The organism is Mesorhizobium sp. M0106, from assembly GCF_040322715.1.
Taxonomy (GTDB): domain Bacteria; phylum Pseudomonadota; class Alphaproteobacteria; order Rhizobiales; family Rhizobiaceae; genus Mesorhizobium.
The window spans coordinates 48,976-69,872 of the sequence record NZ_JAMYUA010000029.1; the positions used below are offsets into that span (position 1 = coordinate 48,976).

Below are 20,897 nucleotides of genomic sequence, written 5' to 3' on the forward strand. Positions count from 1 at the left end.
CAATGAAGCAGATGCTGCACTGCGGTATGTCACCATCGACAGCAAACTCCGCCATCAGCGGCTGTTGTACATCCAGCTGCGGTCGCGCCACATTTTTTCGCCGACCAGGCAGTCGGTGACGGGGATGTCCTGTGCCAGCACCAATGGCGGATGCGCCGCCCCTTCCGCCGCTCGCTGCGGCGAGGCCGGACCGGCAAGCTCCAGCACCAGCTTGCGGCGGATGGCCTCCGGAAACTGCGTCCAGTCATTGACCGGGATCATGAAGGAGCCCGGCCCGCCGATGACGCAGTCGCTGTAGTAGCGGTCGAGATTGTTGACATCGTAAGCGCTGCTGAACCCGCCCCTGGTCATCAGCGGCAGGCCGTTGACGGTGATGCCTTGCTTGATCACGGCGTCGCGGGTGATATCGACAGGTGCGCCCTGGTTGTTGGGGCCGTCACCCGAAATGTCGATCACCCGCTTGACGCCCTGGAAGCCGCTTTCAGCAAAGAGATCGCTGGCGAATTCCAGCGCGCCGGAGATCGAGGTGCGCCTGGCACTGGCCGGCGGATGAGCGGAAAGCTGCGCTGCCAGCCGCTCGGCGTCGGCACGATTGGCGATCACCGTCCACGGCACGACGACCTGCTGCCAGGTCGCGCCAGCCCATTCGACATAGGTGACGGCAATCTTGCCATGAGCGCCTTCGCCGATTGCCTGCAAGACATCGTCATGCGTCAGCGCCGCCGCATAGCCATGACGCTGGATTTCGAGCTCGTCCGGCGACATGGACAGCGAAACGTCGACTGCCAGCACCAGTTCGATGTCGACCGGCTCGGCGGCGCGGGAGTTTGCAGTCAGCCATAGCACCGACGCCAGCGCGGCGGCACCCGAGACGAGATGTCTTGCACGGGCAAAAGCAGACATGCCGCCACGGTAGTCGAGAATCGCTGATCGACAAAGAGAAAAGCCCGGACGGGAACCCGGCTGCTCCAGTCACGTTTTACGAGCGCATCTCGAAATTCAGCTGCGCGGATTGAGGTTCTCCGGGTCGTAGAGCGGCCTGTAGCCGACGGCGGCCACTTCGACCGGGTACTTCTCGCCGAAATATTCGACACTCAGCTTGCGGCCCTCCTGGCAATACGCCCAGGGCAGGTAGGCGAGCGCGATGCTCTTGCCGAGGGTCGGACCATAGGCCACCGAGGTCGTGAAGGAGCGGCGGCCGAGCTCGTCGACGAGCGTCTCACCGGTTTGCGGGTCCATCACCGGCATCGTGCCGACCGGATAGCGGGGAACACCATTCGAATCTGTATTGTCCGTCATGATAAGCGTGCAAAGCATGGCCGGCTGATGCACCCGGGCGCGATATTCCAGATGCTTTGCCTTGCCGCAGAAATCGGCCTCCTTGACTTTCGGACGGGCAAGGTCGGCTTCCAGCAGATTGTATTCGGTCAACAGGTCCGCATTCTGCAGGCGCAGGCTCTTCTCCATGCGGCGGCTGTTGGCATAGGTCTCGACGCCAAAGGCCATCACGCCGGTCGACCGCAGCGCGTCCCAGACAGCCAGACCGTCCTCGTAGCGCATATGTAGTTCCCAGCCTTGCTCGCCGACATAGGAGATGCGGAAGGCGGTCACGTCCTTGCCGGCGATCCTGACGGGCTTGATCGCGGCAAAGGGAAAATTCTCCGGCGTCAGCCCGTCGGGGTTTTCCACGCACTTGCTCAATGTCGCCCGCGCGTTCGGACCCCAGATGCCGACGGTCACATATCTCTCGGTCACATCGGTGACGCTAACGTCGAAGCCTTTGTCCTCTGCCGTCCGGCGCATGTACTGGAAGTCGCGCGGCCCGGCATCGGCGCCGTCGATGACGCGGCAGCGGCCGGCCATGCGGATGACGGTCAGGTCGGCGCGCACCATGCCTTCCTCGTCGAGGAAATGGGTATAGATGCCCTTGCCGATATTGCCGTCACCGCCGATTTTTGCCGCGCACAGCCATTCCATCAGCGCGACATGGTCCGGGCCTTCCACGTCGTACATGGCGAAATGCGACAGGTTGACGATGCCGCAATCCTCGCTCATCGCGAGATGCTCGGCGTTCGAGACGCGCCAGAAGTGGCGGTTATCCCATTCGTTTTGGCGCACCGGCACCCGGTTGCCGTATTTCTCGAGCAGATGCTCGTTGGCGGCGTAGCCATGGGCGCGCTCCCAGCCGCCGAGTTCCATGAAATAGCCGCCGAGTTCCTTCTCGCGCTCCCAGAAGGGCGAGCGGCGGACATTGCGAGCCTTGGAGAAGGGCTCGCGTGGATGGACCGCTGGGTTGTAGACCTTCATAGCGGTTTCGGTGCAGCGATCCCAGATGAACTGTTCTTTCGTCTGGTGCGGATAGAAACGCGAATAGTCGATGGCGTGGTGGTCGATCGCCGTGCGGCCGTCCGTCATCCAGTCGGCGATGAGCTTGCCCATGCCGGGGCCGTCCTTGACCCAAATCGCCACCGCATACCAGAGGCCCCTGACCTTCTGGCTTTCGCCCATCGAGGGGCCGCCGTCCGCCGTCACCTGCAATAGGCCGTTGAAGGAATGGCTCTCATTGTAGCCCAGCTCGCCCAGGATCGGCGTCAGTTCCATGGCGCGCTCGAGCGGCGCCAGGATCTGCTCCATGTCGAGATCGCGTTGCGACGGCGAAAGCCGCGCCTCGTTTTTCTCGAGAATATCGCGCGGATGGCAAAGGCGCGGATTGGTCTCTTCGTAATAACCCCATTCGATCTGCCCGCCTTCGGCGGTCTTGGGGTCGCCGGTATCGCGCATGTAAGCCGAGTTGCCCTGGTCGCGCAGCAGCGGCCAGCCGATCTCCTTGCCGGTGCCGGCGAACTCGGTGTACGGCCCGAAGAAGGTAAGCGGATGGTCGATCGGCATGACCGGCAGGTCCTCGCCCGCCATTTCCGCGATCAGCCGTCCCCAGATGCCGGTGCAGACCACGACATAGTCGGCCTCGATGGTGCCGCGGTCGGTCACCACGCCCTTGATGCGGCCGTTCTCGATGACGAGCGACCTGGCCGACGTATTGGCAAACGCCCTGAGTTTGCCGGAAGCTTCCGCCTGATCGACAAGCTTGCCGGCGACGGTCTGCGAGCGCGGGATGACGAGGCCGGCGTCGGGATCCCACAGGCCGCCCTGTACCATCTGTTCTTCGATCAGCGGGAATTTTTCCTTGATCTCGGCGGGATCGATCAGGCGGGCGCGTGTGCCGAAGGCCTTCGCCGAGGCGATCTTGCGCTTGATCTCCGCCATGCGGGCGTCGTCGCCGACGCGGGCGACCTCGAGGCCGCCGATGCGCGCGTAGTGACCCATCTTTTCGTAGAAATCGATGGAATAGAGCGTCGTCCAGCACGACAGGAAATCATGGCTGGTCGTGTAGCAGAAGTCGGAGGCATGCGCCGTCGAGCCGATATCCGTCGGGATGCCCGATTTGTCGATGCCGACAATATCGTCCCATCCGCGCTCGATCAGGTGATGGGCGACCGATGCGCCGACGATGCCGCCCAGCCCGACGATGACGACCTTCGTCTTTTCCGGAAACCCTGCCATTGCCCGCGACTCCAAGATGCTATGCGAGCAGACTATAGGGCGGCGCGGCGCCGCGCTTGCAGCCTGTTTGCGACATCGCCAAAAAAGCCCGCGCCACCAGCCCGTCGAATGCAGTTAGACCTAAGCCTTCGCCCTGCTCGGTACGAAGGCACTGCTAGAGCCCGTCCTGCGCAGCTTCGAAGAAAAATGCATACCTTCATCGCCGATTACCGGAAGCAAATAAAAGGCCGGGCGTTTGCCCGGCCTTCAAAAATCATGGCGTCGACTTTACTTGATGCGCGCGACGCCGCCCGAGATCTCGATCGTCTCCGAACCGGTCAGCGCCTCGAGGTCGCCATTCGGCAAGGTAACAAAACAGCCGCTCGGGCAAAATTCCACGGTTTCGCCAGCGGCCAGCGCCAGCTCGGTCTTGCCGCCGCCTTCCGTCACGATCAGCGTGCGGGTCTCGGCGTCCTTGTTGACCGCGCTGGCGGCATGGGCCGAACCGCCCACGGCCAGAAAAGCGACGGCGGCGACGAGAGACTTCCACATTTTGCAGTATCGGTGTTGCCACCGCCTCTGTTGCATTTCGCAAGGCATTCTCGCCGTTTGCAGGTGAGCTTATATGTAATGCAAGCTGAACGGCAACTGAATGCCGCATTCATGCCGCAATTGGTTTCCGAAGGCTTGAAGGCAAGCTCCAAACAGCTAGTCAGGATCGGGCTTCCGTACCTTGCGTCCCGACTTGGCGAGACGTTTCGCCTCGACCGCCGCTAGGGCTTTTGCTTGTTCCCGCTCGGCGAATTCGACTTCGATCTTGTCGTCGTCGATCGGCCACGCCTCGTGCTTTTTGGTCTCGACGACGGCGCGCGGTGTCGACGGAATTTCGATATGCTGGTCGGCGAACACATCGAAGATGGCAAAGCGGATGTCGTTCTGGACGATATTGCCACTAAGAACGTCTGCCAGGAATACGCGGATCTCGAATTCGAGCGCGGCCGGGCCGAAATTGGAAAACAGCACAAAGGGTTCCGGGTTCTTCAGCACCAGCGGATGGCTGCGTGCGATCTCCAACAGGACGCCATGCACGTGCTTGACGTCGCTGCCATAGGCAACGCCGACCTTGATGTCGACGCGGCCGAGCTTGTTGCGGTGCGTCCAGTTGCCGACCGCATTGTTGATCAGGTTTGAATTGGGCAGGATCACCGATTGCCGTTGGAACGTCTCGATCTCGGTGGCGCGCACGCTGATCTTCTTGACCGTGCCGCTGATGTCGCCGGCGACGATCCAGTCGCCGACCTTGAACGGCCGCTCGGCCAACAGGATCAGGCCCGACACGAAGTTGGAGACGACATTCTGCAAGCCGAAACCGATGCCGAGGGACAGGGCGCCGGCGACCAGCGCGAGATTGGAGAGGTCGATACCGGCCGCCGAGATGCCGACCAGTGCCGCGACCGCGACACCGGCATAACCGACCGCCAGCCGGATCGAATTGCGCACGCCGGTGTCGACCCGGCCGCGCGCCATCACCGAGCCGTCGAGCCAGCCCTGGAACCAGCGCGTCAGGAAATAGCCAATGATGAAGACGACGACGCCGGTGAGAATGCCGGTGACCGAGATCGTCACCGAGCCGATGGTGAGGCCGGTCGCCAGCTTGTAGGCCCAGGCCTGGATGTCGCCGGGCTGGAAGCCCCACATCAACAGGATCAGCGGCAGGAACACCAGCACAATCATGATGTTGATGGCGGCGCTGACGACAAGCCCGAGCTGGTCGAGGGCGGCATCTTCGTAGCTTGAATTGGCCGCTAGCCAGCGCCCGATCGAAGTTTTGGCGAAACCACCTTCCTCGCCGATCGCTCGCGCCGACAGGAAGCCGATATAGGCGGTGACCAGGATGGTGCCGGTGACCACGACCTGCAGCGAGACGAAAATTGCAAGGCCGATATAGCCAAGCAGTGCCGATGCGATGGTGAATAGGCCTAGCGCGACGGCGGTGTAGCGCAGCCACGCCGGCCACGGGCGCCAGCTTCCGTCGGGGGCCTTGAACGGCTTCAGCAGGCCCATAAGGATCAGGATGATGCCGACGACGATGGTGGCGATGAAGCTTCTGGCGATGGTCAGCGACAGTGGCGAGCCCATCTTGTCGTTGACGACAGACAGGAAGTTGTTGCTGCCGATGACGACAGCCATGGCGGTCGTCAGCCGCACCAGCCAACGCGCCGGGCCGGTTTCGACCGGGATCAAACGCCAGTTCGGCAGTCGGGGCTCGAGCGCTGCGTTGGTCAGGCGGTTGACGCAGAACACCACCGCGATAACGGCAACCAGCGAATTCAGGAAGATGCCGATGTCACCGCGTAAAACATTGTAATAATCGAAGAAGAAGATCGTCGAGACAAGGAAGGCGCCGACCGCCAGCGTCGGCAGCAACGTCGACCAGAACGCCACCGACAGGCGGCTGAGATAGGAGGGGTCCTCGACGGAGGGATCCGCTTCGAAGACGCGGCCGAACAGGCGTCGGCCGCCGATAAAAAGCACTGCAGCGAATGCGAGCGCCATCAAAGTCGCGGCAAGAATGGCCTGGAACTTGAACTTGAAGGCGAAGCTCAGCCAGGATGACACCGCCTTATAGAAGCCGGAAAACTCAGCGTTGGCGTCGGAAAAGACTTCGGGGCTAAGCGCATCGGACAGCACGTAGCGTTTGGTAAGCACATTGCGGAACAGCTCGCTGCGCATGTTGCCGATCTTCTCGATCAGCCCACTGATGCGGATCGACAGGTTCTGCGCGCTGGCAATGACGGCGTTAATCTCGGCTTTTTCGGAAGCCAGCGCCTGGCGTTCACCGGTCACGATGTCGGGCTCGGCCGGCTGGCCCGCGGCCGGCGGAGGTCCCAGCGTCTCGATCCGATCGTTGATATCGCCGAGACGCGAGCGGAACGCCAGCGCGCTGGTGAGCGCCGCCCGCGACAGATCCTCCAATTGCAGGCGGATTTCCACGAGGGTGGCATCGTCTTGGCCATCCTGCTGTATCTTCTTCTCGAGACCGTCGGTTTTGGCCGTCAGGCTCTGGATGACCTTCTGCTGGTCGGCGATCAACCCGGCGGCGCCCTGCCCGAGTGCCTGCGCCATAGTAACGAGCGACGGCGGCGCCGAGACAACAAGTGCAGCGATCAGGACCAGGCGGAGTAAACGAAAGAACATGATTTTTCTGGCGACTCGCGGACGGCAGCGGCAGTTTTGAAGCACGTCCTTGATAAAGACGCTCATATCACGGGGCAAGTCATGCCAGGCGGCTCGTTTTCGAAGTCCGCCAATCGAAGTCGGCCAATCCAGTCGAAGTCGGCCAATCCAGTCGAAGTCGGCCAATCCAGTCGAAGTCGGGGAGTCGAAAAGCGATGGCGCAATCTTGGCTTTGCGTTGGCGGCCTGCTCTATAGTCTGCCGCAAAGCCTGAAATGGATGACAATAAGAATGGCGGAATATTCGGCCTTTTCGCTTCTCAAGAACGCGCTGACCGGAAACAAGGACTGGAGGCCGGCCTGGCGCAAGCCCGACCCGAAGGCGTCCTACGACGTGATCGTCATCGGCGGCGGCGGCCATGGCCTGTCGACCGCCTACTACCTAGCCAAGGAGCACGGCATCACCAATGTCGCGGTGCTGGAGAAGGGCTGGCTCGGTTCCGGCAATGTCGGCCGCAACACCACGGCGGTCCGTTCCAACTATCTCCTGCCGGCCAACACGCGCTTTTACGAGCATTCGATGAAGCTGTGGGAGAACCTGGCCCATGACCTCAACTACAACGTCATGTTCTCGCAGCGCGGCTGCCTGAACCTCGCCCACACACCTGCTCAGTTCGACGACTATGCCCGGCGCGGAAACGCCATGCGCCATCTCGGCGTTGACGCCGAACTGATGACCACGGCCGAAATCGCGCGCCTGGTGCCGGCGCTCGACGTCTCCGGCACCGCGCGTTTCCCGATCGTCGGTGGCCTGATGCAGCGGCGCGCCGGCACCGCCCGCCACGACGCCGTCGCCTGGGGCTATGCGCGCGGCGCAGATCGCCGCGGCGTCGACATCATCGAAAATTGCGAGGTCACCGGCTTCCTGCGCGACGGCGACCGCATCACCGGCGTCACGACAACGCGCGGCGAAATCCGCGCAAAAAAGGTAGCGGTCGCGGTTGCCGGCAGCACCGGGCGGGTCATGCGGCTTGCCGGCATCGAGACGATGCCGATCGAGAGCCACGTGCTGCAGGCCTTCGTCACGGAATCGCTAAAGCCGTTCATCGATACGGTCCTGACCTTCGGCATGGGCCATTTTTATATGTCGCAATCTGACAAGGGCGGGCTTGTCTATGGCGGCGATCTCGACGGCTACAACAGCTACGCCCAACGCGGCAGCCTGCCGATCGTCGATGAGGTGATGAGCGAGATGCTGGCGCTGTTCCCTGGGCTGGCCCGTGTCCGCATGCTGCGCTCATGGGGCGGCGTCTGCGACATGTCGATGGACGGCTCGCCAATCATCACCACCGGTCCGCTGCCGGGCATGTATCTCAACTGCGGCTGGTGCTATGGCGGCTTCAAGGCGACGCCTGCTTCCGGCTGGTGCTTTGCCTGGACCATCGCCAAGGACGAGCCGCACGGTCTCAACGCGGCCTTCACGCTCGACCGCTTTTACCGTGGCATGGTGATCGACGACAAGGGCCAGGGCGCCACGCCCCGGCTGCATTAGGCCATGATCCCGAAAAGTGGAAACCGGTTTTCGGACAAGATCATGGTCAAACGAGAAGTTTAAGAGATCCATGCTCATCACCTGCCCCTATTGCGGCCCGCGCGACGTGATCGAATTCACCTATCAGGGCGACGGCAATCGCCAGCGCCCACAGCCCGCCTCGCAGAACCTCGACGCCTGGAACGCCTATGTCTACGACCGGCTTAATCCAGCCGGCGACCACAATGAGATCTGGCAGCATTCCGGCGGCTGCCGCGCCCATCTCAGGGTCGTGCGCAATACGCTGACGCACGAGATCTCCAGCACCGCGTTCGCGCGCGGCGACCACAACTCGGTTGCGCGGCACCGGGCCGAGGACAAGCCATGAGCCCGCGCCGTACAGAGGCCGGGGGGCGCATCGACCGGCTGCGGACCATCCGTTTCACCTTCGACGGCGCGCCTTATACCGGCCATGCCGGCGACACGCTGGCTTCGGCGCTGCTGGCCAACGGCGTCACCCTGTTTGGGCGTTCGTTCAAATATCACCGCCCGCGCGGCGTGCTGACCGCCGGCGTCGAGGAACCGAACGCGCTGGTCACAGTGTTGAGGGGCGAGGTTCGCGAGCCGAACATCCCCGCCACAATGGTCGAAATTTATGACGGGCTGGCCGCAGTCAGCCAGAACCGCTTCCCTTCGCTTGCCTGGGACGTCAGTGCCGTGAACCAGCTCGGCGGCAAGCTTTTGTCGGCCGGCTTCTACTACAAAACCTTCATGGGACCGGTGATCGGTCCGCTGAAGGGCACTCGCTTCTGGATGTTCTGTGAGCATTTCATCCGCCGTGCCGCCGGCCTGGGCAAGGCAGGCACGGCTCCCGATACGGCGCGCTACGAACGCATGAACGCGTTTTGCGATGTGCTGGTGGTCGGCTCCGGCCCGGCGGGGCTGATGGCCGCCAGGGCGGCTGCCGATCAGGGTGCACGCGTCATCCTGGCCGAGCTCGAGCCGCATTTCGGCGGCTCGGCCAATTGGTCGCGCGAGACGATCGATGGCATGCCGGCCGCCGACTGGGCAGCGCGCGCCGCCGGTCAGCTTGAAGGCCGTGACAATATCCGCCTTTTGCCGCGCACTACTGTCTGGGGTTATTATGACGGCAACACGCTTGCCGCGCTCGAACGTGTCACCGACCACAAGGAAAAGGCCGGCAAGGGCGAGCCGCGCCATCGCTATTGGACGATCCGCGCCAAGTCGGTGGTGCTGGCCACCGGCTCCCTGGAGCGTCCGCTGGTCTTTCCGGGCAACGATCGGCCAGGCGTGATGCTGGCGCATGCTGCCGAGCGTTTTGCCAATGAATATGGCGTGCTGCCGGGCGACAGGGTCGCGCTGTTCACCAACAATGACAGCGCCTATCGCTCCGCGCTTGCGCTGAAGAAGGCCGGCGCCGTCGTCGTCGCCATCGTCGACGTGCGCCCAGAACTTTCGAGCGAAATGCGCAAGCTGGCCGGCGAAGCGGAGGCCGAGATCCTTTCTGGCCACGCGGTAATCGCCACCGAGGGCGGCAAGGCGCTTTCCGGCTTCAAGGTGCAGCGCTTCGACATGGTCAACGGCGCGCTTTCCGGCGAAGCGCGCAGCATCCACGCCGATTGCCTGCTGATGTCGGGCGGATGGTCGCCGACCATTCATCTGGCCAGCCAGGCCGGCGCGAGAGCGGAATGGAACGAAGCATTGCAAGCGTTCCTGCCGCCCAAGCCGACGACGCGGCAATGGATCGGCGCCGGCGCCTTCACCGGCAGTTTCTCCACCGCCGAGGCGATCGCCGAAGGCCGCGCCGCCGGCCTTTCCGCAGCGGGCGCAACCGCCACGCCGGCGGCCTTGCCTGCCGTCGAGGCAGCACCTGGCGATCCCGATCCGGCGCCGGTGCTCGAGATCAAGGCCAAGGGAAAGAGTTTCGTCGACTTCCAGCATGACGTGACGGCGGATGACGTGCGGCTGGCGCATCGCGAAGGCTTCGTCTCGGTCGAGCATCTGAAGCGCTACACCACGCTCGGCATGGCAACCGACCAGGGCAAGAGCTCCAACATACCCGGCCTCGCCATCATGGCCGAGGCGCTCGGCAAGCCGATCCCAGAGGTCGGCACGACGCGCTTTCGCCCGCCCTTTTCGGCGGTGTCGATCGGCTCGCTAGCCGCCGAACGCTTCGGCGATCTGAAGCCCGAGCGGCTGACGCCGATGCATGACTGGCACGTCGCCAATGGCGCCACCATGTATTCGGCCGGCCTGTGGTATCGGCCGATGATCTACGGCCATCCCGGCGAGACGATCGAGCAGGCCTATGTGCGCGAAGCGAGAGCCACGCGCGAGAGCGCCGGCATCGTCGATGTCTCGACACTGGGCAAGATCGCGGTGCAAGGCCCCGACGCGGCGGAATTCCTCGACCGCGTCTACACCAACGTGTTTTCGACGCTGGCCGTCGGCAAGGCGCGTTATGGGCTGATGCTGCGCGAGGACGGTCTCGCCTTTGACGACGGCACCACATGGCGGCTCGGCGCGCAGGATTTCCTGATGACCACCACCACCGCCAATGCCGGCAAGGTGATGCAGCATCTGGAGTATTTCCTCGACGTGATCTGGCCGGAGCTGAAGGTCCACGTCGCCTCGGTCACCGACCAATGGGCCGGTGCCGCCATCGGTGGGCCGAAGGCAAGGCAGATACTGGCTGCTTGCGTTAGCGGCACCGCCGTCGACAATACCGCCCTGCCCTTCATGGGCATCGTCCACGGCGAAATCGCCGGCGTGCCGGTGATGATCTGCCGGCTGTCCTTCTCCGGCGAAATGGCCTTCGAGGTCTATTCCGGCGCCGGCTACGGCACCCATGTCTGGGAGGCGCTGATCGAAGCCGGCAAGCCGTTCGGGCTGGTGACCTACGGGCTGGAGGCGCTGGGCACCATGCGCATCGAGAAAGGCCACGTCACCGGTGCCGAGATCGACGGCCGCACCACGGCACGCGACCTGCATCTCGACTGGATGCTGTCGAAGAAGAAGCCGTTCATCGGCTCGGCGATGATGGACCGCGAGGGGCTGATCGCGCCGGACCGCCTGGAACTCGTCGGTATTGTTTCGCTCGACAACCAGCCGCTCAACGGCGGCGGGCACATCGTCGAGGAGCTTGACGAAGCCAATCCGCACGGCTCGCTTGGCCACATCACCGCTTGCTGCTATTCGCCGGCGCTCGGTAAATATATCGCGCTTGCCCTGGTCAAGGGCGGCAAGGCGCGGCGCGGCACGCGCGCTTATGTCTCCGACCCGCTGCGCAACCGGTTCGGGCCGGTCGAGATCGTCTCCAACCATTTCTTCGATCCGGACGGGAGCCGTATGCATGGTTGAACGCCAATCACCGCTTGAGCCGGTGCTGCATCCGGGCTCGCATGGCAATTTCGAGCATGGTGTCGAAATCATCCTCTCCGAAACCAGGCCGGGTTCGATCCTGCAGCTCGCCGCCTGGCCCGGCGAGGAGAAGACGTTGATGGCCGGCATCCATGCGGTCACCGGCCTGGCTTTGCCCGACGGCGCCGGCGGCGGTGTGACGAACGGCGCCAGGTCGGTGTTCGGCTTTGCGCCGGGAAAATTTACGGTTGTCGATGAAGCCGAGGGATTGGCGCCGGCCTTTGCCGATGTCGTCACTTCGGCCATCGGTACGGTGACCGACCTTTCGCACGGCCGCACCGCGATCCGTATCGCCGGGCCGAAGGCCGAGTGGGTGCTGGCGAAATTCTTCGCCATCGACTTCGCGCTGCCGGCCTTCCCGATCGGCGCCGGCCGCTCGACCATGCATCACGACATCTTCGCGCAGATCCAGCGCACCGGCGCCGATCAGTTCGACATCTATGTGTTCCGCTCGTTTGCCCGCTCGTTCTGGAAAGCGCTCTGCCATGCGAGCGAGGAAGTCGGCTACGAAGTGCAGTAGAGCCGGACGGCGCTTCACGTCACTCCGCGAACGTCACCCACTCTTCCAGCGGCGCGCGGTCGGTGCGGAAGGCATTTTCGGGCTTGGACGTATCCTCATGGCCGAGCGCCATGCCGCAGACGACGATCTCCTCGTCGGGAATGTTGAGCACCGGCCTGATCTGCCGGTGATAGGGCGCGAAGGCGGCTTGCGGACAAGTGTGCAGGCCCCTGCCCCGCGCGGCGACCATGATATTTTGCAGGAACATGCCGTAGTCGATCCACGACCCCTTGTTCAGCCGCCGGTCGACGGTGAAGATCATGCCGACCGGCGCGTCGAAGAAGACGAAGTTGCGGTCGTGCTGCGCACGCATCCTGTCGACCTCGCGCCGGCCGATGCCGAGCACGCCGTAGAGGCCGAAGCCGTTGGCCCGCCGTCGCGTCAGATAGGGTTCGAAGAACTGGTCGGGATAGTAGCGGTACTCGTCCCACTCGGCCTTTTCGGCGCGGATGCCCGAGCTGAGGATGGCATCGGTGATGCGCTGTTTGACCTCGCCCTTGGTCACATAGACTTTCCAGGGCTGCATGTTGGTGCCTGAGGGCGCGCGCGCGGCAACGGCGAGAATATCGCGGATGGTCTCGTCGTCGACCATATCGGGCAAGAAGGCGCGTACCGACCGCCGCGAGGTGATCGCGTCATCGACGATCGCCGCCGCAATCCGGGAGTTGTTTTCCAGCATGGGCCGTCCTTTTGCGTATGATCCCGAACCCGATTTTCCGGAAGGATCATGCGCCGACTAGAAGTGATGGAGCATCCTTGCGCGTCTTTTTGAACGCCCGATAGCCTACCCGCCTCGACCGGACGCCCCACTCGCCGCTCGTGCGCCGAGCCTTTGCCCGAACCGTCAAAATGGCGCAAGTAAATCTTGTGGTTTCGTGAAAATCCTCTTGATTTTTTCATGAACCCGCCATCAAGTGAAATTTGCTGGGAATTTTTCACCGAGACAGGGATGGCTTTGCCCTCAACCGCCGCCAGATCGGAACAGGACAGCGGCGAACGGCTGCTGGCCGGCGACATCCGCGCGTTGCGCAAGGCGCGCGGCCTGACGCTTGCTGACATCGCACTGAAGCTCGGCCGTTCCGTCGGCTGGGTCAGCCAGGTCGAGCGCGGTCTGTCGGTCCCGTCGCTCGGCGATCTCAGGGCCTTCGCCGAATTGTTCGGCGTGCCGGTCAGCCTGTTCTTCAGCCATGACGTACCTGTCGAGACCGAGCGCGGCGTGGTCGTGCGCGCCGGCAGCCGGCGCACGCTTGGCACAAGCGATTCCGGCCTGGTGGAGGAGCTTCTGTCGCCCGATCTCGGCGGTAGCTTCGAGATGCTGCGTTCGGTCTTCGCCCCGGGTGCCGAGCTGCAGACCGAGTCGCGCCGGCCGACCGAGGAAGCCGGCTACGTCGCTTCCGGCAGTTTCGATATCGAAATTGCCGGCGTCTGGCACCGGCTTGGCGAAGGCGATTCCTTCCGCTTCGACGGCAAGCCGTTCCGCTGGCGCAATCCTGGAGCGGAACCGGCTGTGGTGATCTGGGTGGTTTCGCCGCCTGTCTATTGAACGAATGCATGTCGCCCAAAAGTGCGTGGCGGTTTTGGGACAACGACATGCATCAAAACAAATAGTCGGAGAAGAACATGGCCGGTTTGCCGACCACGGCACACGTGGTGATCATCGGAGGCGGTGCCGTCGGCGCCTCCTCGCTCTATCATCTCGCCAACGCGGGCTGGACCGACTGCGTGCTTCTGGAGAAGAACGAGCTGACTTCCGGCTCGACCTGGCATGCCGCCGGCAACGTGCCGACTTTCTCCTCGTCATGGTCGCTGATGAACATGCAGCGATATTCGACCGAACTCTATCGCCGGCTGGCCGACGAGGTCGGCTATCCCATGAACTACCACGTCACCGGCTCGCTCAGGCTGGCCCATAGCGCGGAGCGCATGCAGGAATTTCAGCGCGCCAAGGGCATGGGCCGCTACCAGGGCATGGATATCGACGTGGTCGGGCTCGACGAGATCAAGCGCCGTTACCCCTTCATCGAGACGCATGAGCTGAAAGGCGCGCTCTACGATCCGAATGATGGCGATATCGATCCCGCGCAGCTGACCCAGGCACTGGCCAAGGGCGCGCGCGACATGGGCGCGAAGATCATCCGCTTCTGTCCGGTAACCGGCGTGAGCCGAGACAATCACGAGTGGGTGGTCGAGACGGCGCAAGGCGAGATCCGCTGCGAGATCGTCGTCAACGCCGCCGGCTACCGCGCCGCCGAAGTCGGCAGGATGTTCGGCCGCGAGGTGCCAATGATGGTGATGAGCCATCAATATATCCTGTTCGAGGAAATCCCCGAACTGGCGGCGTGGTCGAAGGAACAGGGCAAGAAGCTGCCGCTGCTGCGCGACGTCGATACGTCCTATTATCTGCGCCAGGAAAAGAACGGCATGAATCTCGGCCCCTATGAGCGCAATTGCCGCGCCCACTGGGTCGGCCACAACGACCCGATGCCCGACGACTTTTCGTTCCAGCTGTTTCCCGACGATCTCGACCGGCTGGAACATTACCTGGCCGATGCTGTCGCCCGCGTGCCGATCCTCGGCACCGCCGGCCTTTCCAAGGTCATCAACGGGCCGATCCCCTATGCGCCGGACGGCAACCCGCTGATCGGCCCGATGCCCGGCGTGCCCAACGCCTTCGAGGCCTGCGTCTTTACCTTCGGCATCGCCCAGGGCGGCGGCGCCGGCAAGGTGCTGGCCGAATGGGTGACCGAGGGCCAGACCGAATGGGACATGTGGTCGTGCGATCCGCGCCGTTTCACCGCCTTTGCCTCGGCCCCGGATTATTGCGTCGCCAAGGGCATGGAGATCTACGGCAACGAATATGCCATCCAGTTCCCGCGCCATGCCTGGCCGGCCGGGCGCGACCGCAAGCTGTCGCCGCTCCACGACCGCATCAAGGCACTCGGCGCCCGGTTCGACGTCTATAATGGCTGGGAACGCGCCACCTGGTATGCGAAGCCAGGCGACGACATCTCCGAAGAATCCACGCTGACTTTCCGCCGCGACGGGCCGTGGCAGCATCGTGTGCGCGAGGAATGCCTCGCCGTCCGCGATGCCGCCGGCATTCTGGACCTGCCGGGGTTTTCCCGATTCAATCTCGACGGTCCGGGTGCCGCCGAATGGCTGAGCCTCCAGGTGACAGGCCTGGTTCCGAAACCCGGCCGCATCGGCCTCGTCTATTTTGCCGACGACAAGGGCCGCATCGTCACCGAAATGTCGGTGGTCCGCCACGACGAGAACCTGATGACGCTGATCACCGCCGCTGTGGCTCAGTGGCATGATTTCGAATGGCTGAAATCGCGCATCCCGAAGGACGCCACATTCAAGCTGGTCGACCGGACGGAGGAATACTCCACCCAGATCCTCGCCGGCCCCAACTCGCGAAAAATCCTCGCCGAACTCTGCGCGGCCGACCTCACCCTGCCCTGGCTGACGCATCAGGAAACCAGTATCGCCGGACGTTGGGCAAAGCTGGTGCGCGTGTCCTTCGCGGGCGAGCTCGGCTGGGAAATCCACAGCAGGGTCGACGATACCGCAGCCATCTTCGACGCCGTCTGGGCGGCGGGGAAGAGGCATAGACTAAAACCGTTCGGCATGTACGCGCTGGATTCGCTCCGGCTCGAAAAAGGTTACCGCACCTGGAAGGGCGACCTGTCGACCGACTATTCGATCCTGGAGGGCGGGCTGGAGCGCTTCGTCAGATGGGACAAGCCCGACTTCCGTGGCAAGGCGGCGCTGCAGAACGAAAGGCAGCAGGGCGTAAAGAAACGCTTCGTCACGCTGGTCGTCGAAAACCCCGGCGACTGCGATGCGCCCTACATGTCGACGCTGTGGCATGACGGCCGCATTGTCGGCGAGACGACATCCGGCGGCTGGGGTCATCGCATCGACAGGTCGATCGCGCTCGGCATGCTGCGCGCCGACCTCACCGAGCCGGGAACCGCGGTCGAGATCGAGATCTTCGGCGAACGTTTTCGGGCGGTCGTGCAGAAGGATGAGCCGTTATGGGATCCAAAGAACGAGAGGCTCAGAGCATGAAGACTGTCATCCTTACCGATGGCGGCATGGGCCAGGAGCTGGTCCGCCGTAGCAGTTCCGAGCCGACGCCGCTGTGGTCGGCCAGGGTGCTGATCGACGAACCGGATCTGGTGCGCGACCTGCATGCGGAATTCATCCGCGCCGGCGCCCGCGTCATCACCATCAACACCTATTCAGCCACGCCGGAGCGGTTGGCACGCGAAGGCGCGGAAGAGCTGTTCAAGCCGCTGCAGAAGCGCGGCATCGAACTGGCAAGGCAAGCCCGCGACCAGGCCGGCGACGCGGCGATCGCCGGCTGCCTGTCGCCGCTGTTCGGCAGCTATGCGCCGGCGCTGACGATATCCTTCCAGGATACGCTCGACATCTATCGCCGTATCGTTGCCGAGCAGGCGGACGGCGTCGATCTGTTTCTGTGCGAAACCATGGCGTCGGCCGAAGAGGCGCGCGCCGCCGTCACCGCGGCGTCGGAAAGCGGCAAGCCCGTATGGGTGTCGTGGACGCTTGCCGACCACGGCACGCCGCGCCTGCGCAGCGGCGAAGCCATTGCGGCGGCGTCGGGCGCTCTTGCCGGCCTGCCCGTCGCGGCTCGGCTGATCAATTGCTGCCGGCCCGAAGCGATCGCTGCAGCGCTGCCCGAACTGATCGCTCTCGGCGGTCCGGTCGGCGCTTATGCCAACGGCTTCACCTCGATTGAGGCGCTCAAGCATGGCGGTACCGTGGAAGTGCTGCACGCCCGCCACGACCTTGATCCGGATGCCTATGCCGGCCAGGCGGTCGGTTGGGTCGAGGCCGGCGCCGGCATCGTCGGCGGCTGCTGCGAAGTCGGACCGGCCCACATCGCCGCGCTGCGCGACCGGCTCGAACAGGCCGGTTATGAAATTTCGGGAGCAGCATAATGCCCAGACCATCTTCGCGCATTTCCGGCATCGTGCCTTCGGGCAAGGATGGCTGGGAGGTTCATTCCGCTGCCTGGGCGCGCAAGCAGGCCGGCGAGGACATCATCATGCTGTCGGTCGGCGACCATGATTTCGACACGCCGAGCGAGACGATCGAAGCCTGCGTGACGGCGGTTCGCGCCAGCAATCACCACTACACCCCGCTTGCCGGCGTTTCGCGCCTGCGCAAGGCGATGGCGGCGGCCTCGACGCGGTGCACCGGGGTTGCGACAAATCCCGACCAGGTCATCGCCACCCCGGGCGGGCAGGCCGCGCTTTACGCGGCCATACAAGCGGTTCTCGACCAGGGCGACCATGCCATCGTCGTCGCGCCCTATTACGCCACCTATCCCAACACCTTCAGTGCGGCGGGCGCCGAGTTCAGCGTCGTCGAGACCCCCGCCGAGGATGGCTTTCAGCCGCGCGCCGCCGATATCCGCGCTGCCCTTCGGCCGAACACCCGCGCCATCCTGATCAACACGCCCAACAATCCCACGGGCGCCGTCTATTCGCGCGAGCGCCTGGAAGAGCTGGCGCAGATCTGCCGCGAACATGACCTCTGGCTGCTGTCGGACGAGGTCTACTGGACGCTGGGCGGCGGCGAGCACGTCTCACCACGCTCGCTGCCCTGCATGGCGGAACGCACGCTGGTCATCAATTCGATGTCCAAGAGCCACGGCATGACCGGCTGGCGCATGGGCTGGCTGACCGGGCCGGAATCAATGGTCTCGCTGTTGACCGACCTCAATCTGGTGATGACCTACGGCCTGCCGGCCTTCATCAGCCTCGCCTGCGCCGAGGCGCTCGAAAATGGCTACGGCGTCAAGGAAATCGCCGAGCGCTACGCCGCGAGGCGCACCGTCGTCCTCGATGCCATGCGCGGTATGAACAACATCACCGTGCGCGGCTCCGAAGGCGGCATGTACGTCATGCTCGACATATCGGCGATCGAGCCGGACGACGAAAAATTCGCCTGGGCCTTCCTCGACCAGGAAAATGTCGGCGTCATGCCCGGCTCAAGCTTCGGCGAGGCCGCCGCCGGCCACATCCGCTTCAGCCTCTGCCAGCCTGAGCCGGTACTGATGGAGGCTGCCACGCGCCTGCGCCGCTTCGCCTCCAGCTATGGTCGCGAGGCCGCATGAACGCCTCGCCCACCAAAACCATTCCGACCAAGGCCATTCCTCCCAAAGCGAGGGCGGTCATCATCGGTGGCGGCGTCTCCGGCTGCTCGGTCGCCTATCATCTGGCCAAGCTCGGCTGGACCGATATCGTGCTGCTCGAGCGCAAGCAGCTGACGTCGGGCACGACATGGCACGCCGCCGGCCTGATCGGCCAGCTGCGCGGCTCGCAGAACATGACGCGGCTGGCGAAGTACTCGGCCGACCTCTACGTCAAGCTGGAGGCCGAGACCGATGTCGGCACCGGCATGCGCCAGGTCGGCTCGATCACGGTGGCGCTGACCGAGGAGCGCAAGCACGAGATCTATCGGCAGGCATCTCTCGCCCGCGCCTTCGATATCGACGTGCGCGAGATTTCGCCCAACGAAGTCAAGCAGATGTACCCGCATCTCAATGTTTCCGATGTGGTCGGCGCCGTGCATCTGCCGCTCGACGGTCAGTGCGACCCGGCCAATATCGCCATGGCGTTGGCCAAGGGCGCGCGCCAGCGCGGTGCGACGATCGTCGAGAACGTCAAGGTGACCAAGGTGCATACCAGGGCCGGCCGCGTCACCGGCGTTTCCTGGGCGCAGGGCGACGAGCAAGGCCTGATCGAGGCCGATATCGTCGTCAACTGCGCCGGCATGTGGGCACGCGAACTTGGCGCCCGGAACGGCGTCACCATCCCGTTGCACGCCTGCGAACATTTCTATCTCGTCACGGAACCGATCCCCGGGCTTTCCCGCTTGCCGGTGCTGCGCGTGCCGGACGAGTGCGCCTACTACAAGGAAGATGCCGGCAAGATGATGCTCGGCGCTTTCGAGCCGGTGGCCAAGCCCTGGGGCATGAACGGCATAAGCGAGGATTTCTGCTTCGACCAGTTGCCGCAGGACATGGACCATTTCGAGCCGATCCTGGAAATGGGCGTCAACCGCATGCCGATGCTGGCCACCGCCGGCATCCACACCTTCTTCAACGGCCCCGAGAGTTTTACCCCCGACGACCGCTATTATCTCGGCGAGGCGCCGGAGCTTTCCGGCTATTGGATGGCGACCGGCTACAATTCGATCGGCATCGTCTCCTCCGGCGGCGCCGGCATGGCGCTGGCGCAATGGATCAATGACGGCGAGGCGCCCTTCGACCTCTGGGAGGTCGACATCCGCCGCGCCCAGCCGTTCCAGAAGAACCGCCGCTATCTCAAGGAACGCGTCTCCGAAACGCTCGGCCTGCTCTACGCCGATCATTTCCCCTACCGGCAGATGGCGACCTCGCGGAACATAAGGCGCTCGCCGCTGCACGAACATCTGAAGGCAAGCGGCGCGGTGTTCGGCGAGGTCGCCGGTTGGGAGCGCGCGAACTGGTTCGCTAGGCCCGGCCAGGAGCGCGAATACCGCTATTCCTGGAAGCGGCAGAACTGGTTCGACAACCAGCGCGAGGAACATCTTGCGATCAGGAACGGCGTCGGCCTGTTCGACATGACTTCGTTCGGCAAGATCCGTGTCGAAGGCCGCGATGCCTGCGCCTTCCTGCAAAGGCTCTGCGCCAACGACGTGGACGTGGCGCCGGGCAAGATCGTCTACACCCAGATGCTCAACCAGCGCGGCGGCATCGAGAGCGACCTCACCGTCTCGCGACTGTCCGAAACCGCCTTCTTCCTCGTCGTGCCCGGCGCCACGCTGCAACGCGACCTGGCCTGGCTGAGAAAACATCTTGCCGACGAGTTCGTCGTCATCACCGATGTGACCGCTGCCGAAGCGGTGCTTTGCCTGATGGGCCCGGATTCGAGGAAGCTGATCCAAAAGGTCAGCCCGAATGATTTCTCTAATAACAACAATCCGTTCGGCACGTTTCAGGAGATCGACATCGGCATGGGCCTGGCCCGCGCTCACCGCGTCACCTATGTCGGCGAACTCGGCTGGGAGCTTTATGTCTCGACCGACCAGGCTGCCCATGTCTTCGAGGCGATCGCGGAGGCAGGCACCGATGTCGGGCTAAAACTATGCGGCCTGCACACGCTGGATTCCTGCCGCATCGAGAAGGCGTTCCGGCATTTCGGCCACGACATCAACGACGAGGACAATGTGCTGGAGGCCGGCCTTGGCTTCGCAGTGAAGACGGCCAAGGGCGATTTTCTTGGCCGCGATGCCGTGCTGAGGAAGAAAGAAAGCGGATTGAACCGGCGGCTGGTGCAGTTCCGCCTGAACGACCCCGAGCCCCTGCTCTTCCACAATGAGGCGATCCTGCGCGACGGCACGATCGTCGGCCCGATCACCTCGGGCAATTACGGCCATCATCTCGGCGGTGCGATCGGGCTTGGCTACGTGCCGTGCCAGGGCGAGAGCGAGGCGGACGTGCTGGCGTCGTCCTACGAAATCGAGATCGCCGGCGAGCGCTTTGCGGCGGAAGCGTCGCTTAAGCCGATGTACGATCCGAAATCGGAACGGGTGCGGATGTAACTCTTTTCCTTCTCCCCTTGTGGGAGAAG

The 20,897-nt window shown here is 63.8% G+C and carries 14 protein-coding genes; 9 read left to right on the top strand and 5 right to left on the bottom strand.

The window, feature by feature from the left end; all coding sequences use genetic code 11:
• Positions 1–54: 54 nt before the first annotated feature.
• The 4 genes from NKJ55_RS24445 to NKJ55_RS24460 form a co-directional block, all read right to left on the bottom strand.
• Positions 55–903 (bottom strand): DUF1194 domain-containing protein, encoded by an 849-nt coding sequence (locus tag NKJ55_RS24445; protein WP_352452115.1) that lies wholly within the window; start codon positions 901–903, stop codon positions 55–57.
• Between the two features lie 96 nt (positions 904–999).
• A complete protein-coding gene (locus NKJ55_RS24450; RefSeq protein WP_352452116.1) occupies positions 1,000–3,561 on the bottom strand; it encodes a GcvT family protein in 2,562 nt (853 codons plus the stop codon).
• 267 nt (positions 3,562–3,828) lie between these two features.
• Entirely contained in the window at positions 3,829–4,092 is a 264-nt protein-coding gene (locus NKJ55_RS24455) for a hypothetical protein (protein WP_352452117.1), read from the bottom strand.
• A 156-nt stretch (positions 4,093–4,248) separates the two neighbouring features.
• The gene (locus NKJ55_RS24460; protein ID WP_352452118.1) at positions 4,249–6,738 is read right to left on the bottom strand and encodes a mechanosensitive ion channel family protein; all 2,490 of its coding nucleotides are present in this window, start codon (positions 6,736–6,738) and stop codon (positions 4,249–4,251) included.
• 269 nt (positions 6,739–7,007) lie between these two features.
• On the opposite strand from NKJ55_RS24460, the gene NKJ55_RS24465 reads away from it, so the two are divergent.
• The 4 genes from NKJ55_RS24465 (at position 7,008) to NKJ55_RS24480 (ending at position 12,207) form a co-directional block, all read left to right on the top strand.
• Entirely contained in the window at positions 7,008–8,267 is a 1,260-nt protein-coding gene (locus tag NKJ55_RS24465; RefSeq protein WP_352452138.1) for a sarcosine oxidase subunit beta, read from the top strand.
• 70 nt (positions 8,268–8,337) lie between these two features.
• Positions 8,338–8,634 carry a sarcosine oxidase subunit delta gene (locus NKJ55_RS24470; protein WP_023676536.1) on the top strand — a complete coding sequence of 99 codons (297 nt, stop codon included), beginning with the start codon at positions 8,338–8,340 and terminating at the stop codon, positions 8,632–8,634.
• Positions 8,631–11,627, top strand: coding sequence for a sarcosine oxidase subunit alpha (locus tag NKJ55_RS24475; RefSeq protein WP_352452119.1), 2,997 nt, complete (start codon positions 8,631–8,633; stop codon positions 11,625–11,627). Before NKJ55_RS24470 ends, NKJ55_RS24475 begins: the two co-directional genes overlap by 4 nt.
• Positions 11,620–12,207: a sarcosine oxidase subunit gamma gene (locus NKJ55_RS24480; RefSeq protein WP_352452120.1), complete on the top strand. Its 588-nt coding sequence runs from the start codon at positions 11,620–11,622 to the stop codon at positions 12,205–12,207. Before NKJ55_RS24475 ends, NKJ55_RS24480 begins: the two co-directional genes overlap by 8 nt.
• Before the next feature lie 19 nt (positions 12,208–12,226).
• Here NKJ55_RS24480 and NKJ55_RS24485 read toward each other — a convergent pair whose 3' ends face one another.
• The gene (locus NKJ55_RS24485) at positions 12,227–12,925 is read right to left on the bottom strand and encodes a nitroreductase (protein WP_352452121.1); all 699 of its coding nucleotides are present in this window, start codon (positions 12,923–12,925) and stop codon (positions 12,227–12,229) included.
• Positions 12,926–13,195: 270 nt separating this feature from the next.
• Here NKJ55_RS24485 and NKJ55_RS24490 point away from each other — a divergent pair, with 270 nt between their 5' ends.
• The 5 genes from NKJ55_RS24490 (at position 13,196) to NKJ55_RS24510 (ending at position 20,868) form a co-directional block, all read left to right on the top strand.
• Positions 13,196–13,789: a helix-turn-helix domain-containing protein gene (locus tag NKJ55_RS24490; RefSeq protein ID WP_352452122.1), complete on the top strand. Its 594-nt coding sequence runs from the start codon at positions 13,196–13,198 to the stop codon at positions 13,787–13,789.
• 77 nt (positions 13,790–13,866) lie between these two features.
• Positions 13,867–16,320, top strand: coding sequence for a GcvT family protein (locus tag NKJ55_RS24495; protein WP_352452123.1), 2,454 nt, complete (start codon positions 13,867–13,869; stop codon positions 16,318–16,320).
• Complete coding sequence (locus NKJ55_RS24500; protein WP_352452124.1) at positions 16,317–17,216, top strand: homocysteine S-methyltransferase family protein; 900 nt, start codon at positions 16,317–16,319, stop codon at positions 17,214–17,216. Before NKJ55_RS24495 ends, NKJ55_RS24500 begins: the two co-directional genes overlap by 4 nt.
• On the top strand, positions 17,216–18,397 hold the full coding sequence (locus tag NKJ55_RS24505; protein ID WP_352452125.1) for a pyridoxal phosphate-dependent aminotransferase: 1,182 nt from the start codon (positions 17,216–17,218) through the stop codon (positions 18,395–18,397). The genes NKJ55_RS24500 and NKJ55_RS24505 overlap by 1 nt, the downstream gene beginning before the upstream one ends.
• Positions 18,394–20,868 (top strand): GcvT family protein, encoded by a 2,475-nt coding sequence (locus tag NKJ55_RS24510; RefSeq protein ID WP_352452126.1) that lies wholly within the window; start codon positions 18,394–18,396, stop codon positions 20,866–20,868. The genes NKJ55_RS24505 and NKJ55_RS24510 overlap by 4 nt, the downstream gene beginning before the upstream one ends.
• Positions 20,869–20,897 lie beyond the last annotated feature (29 nt).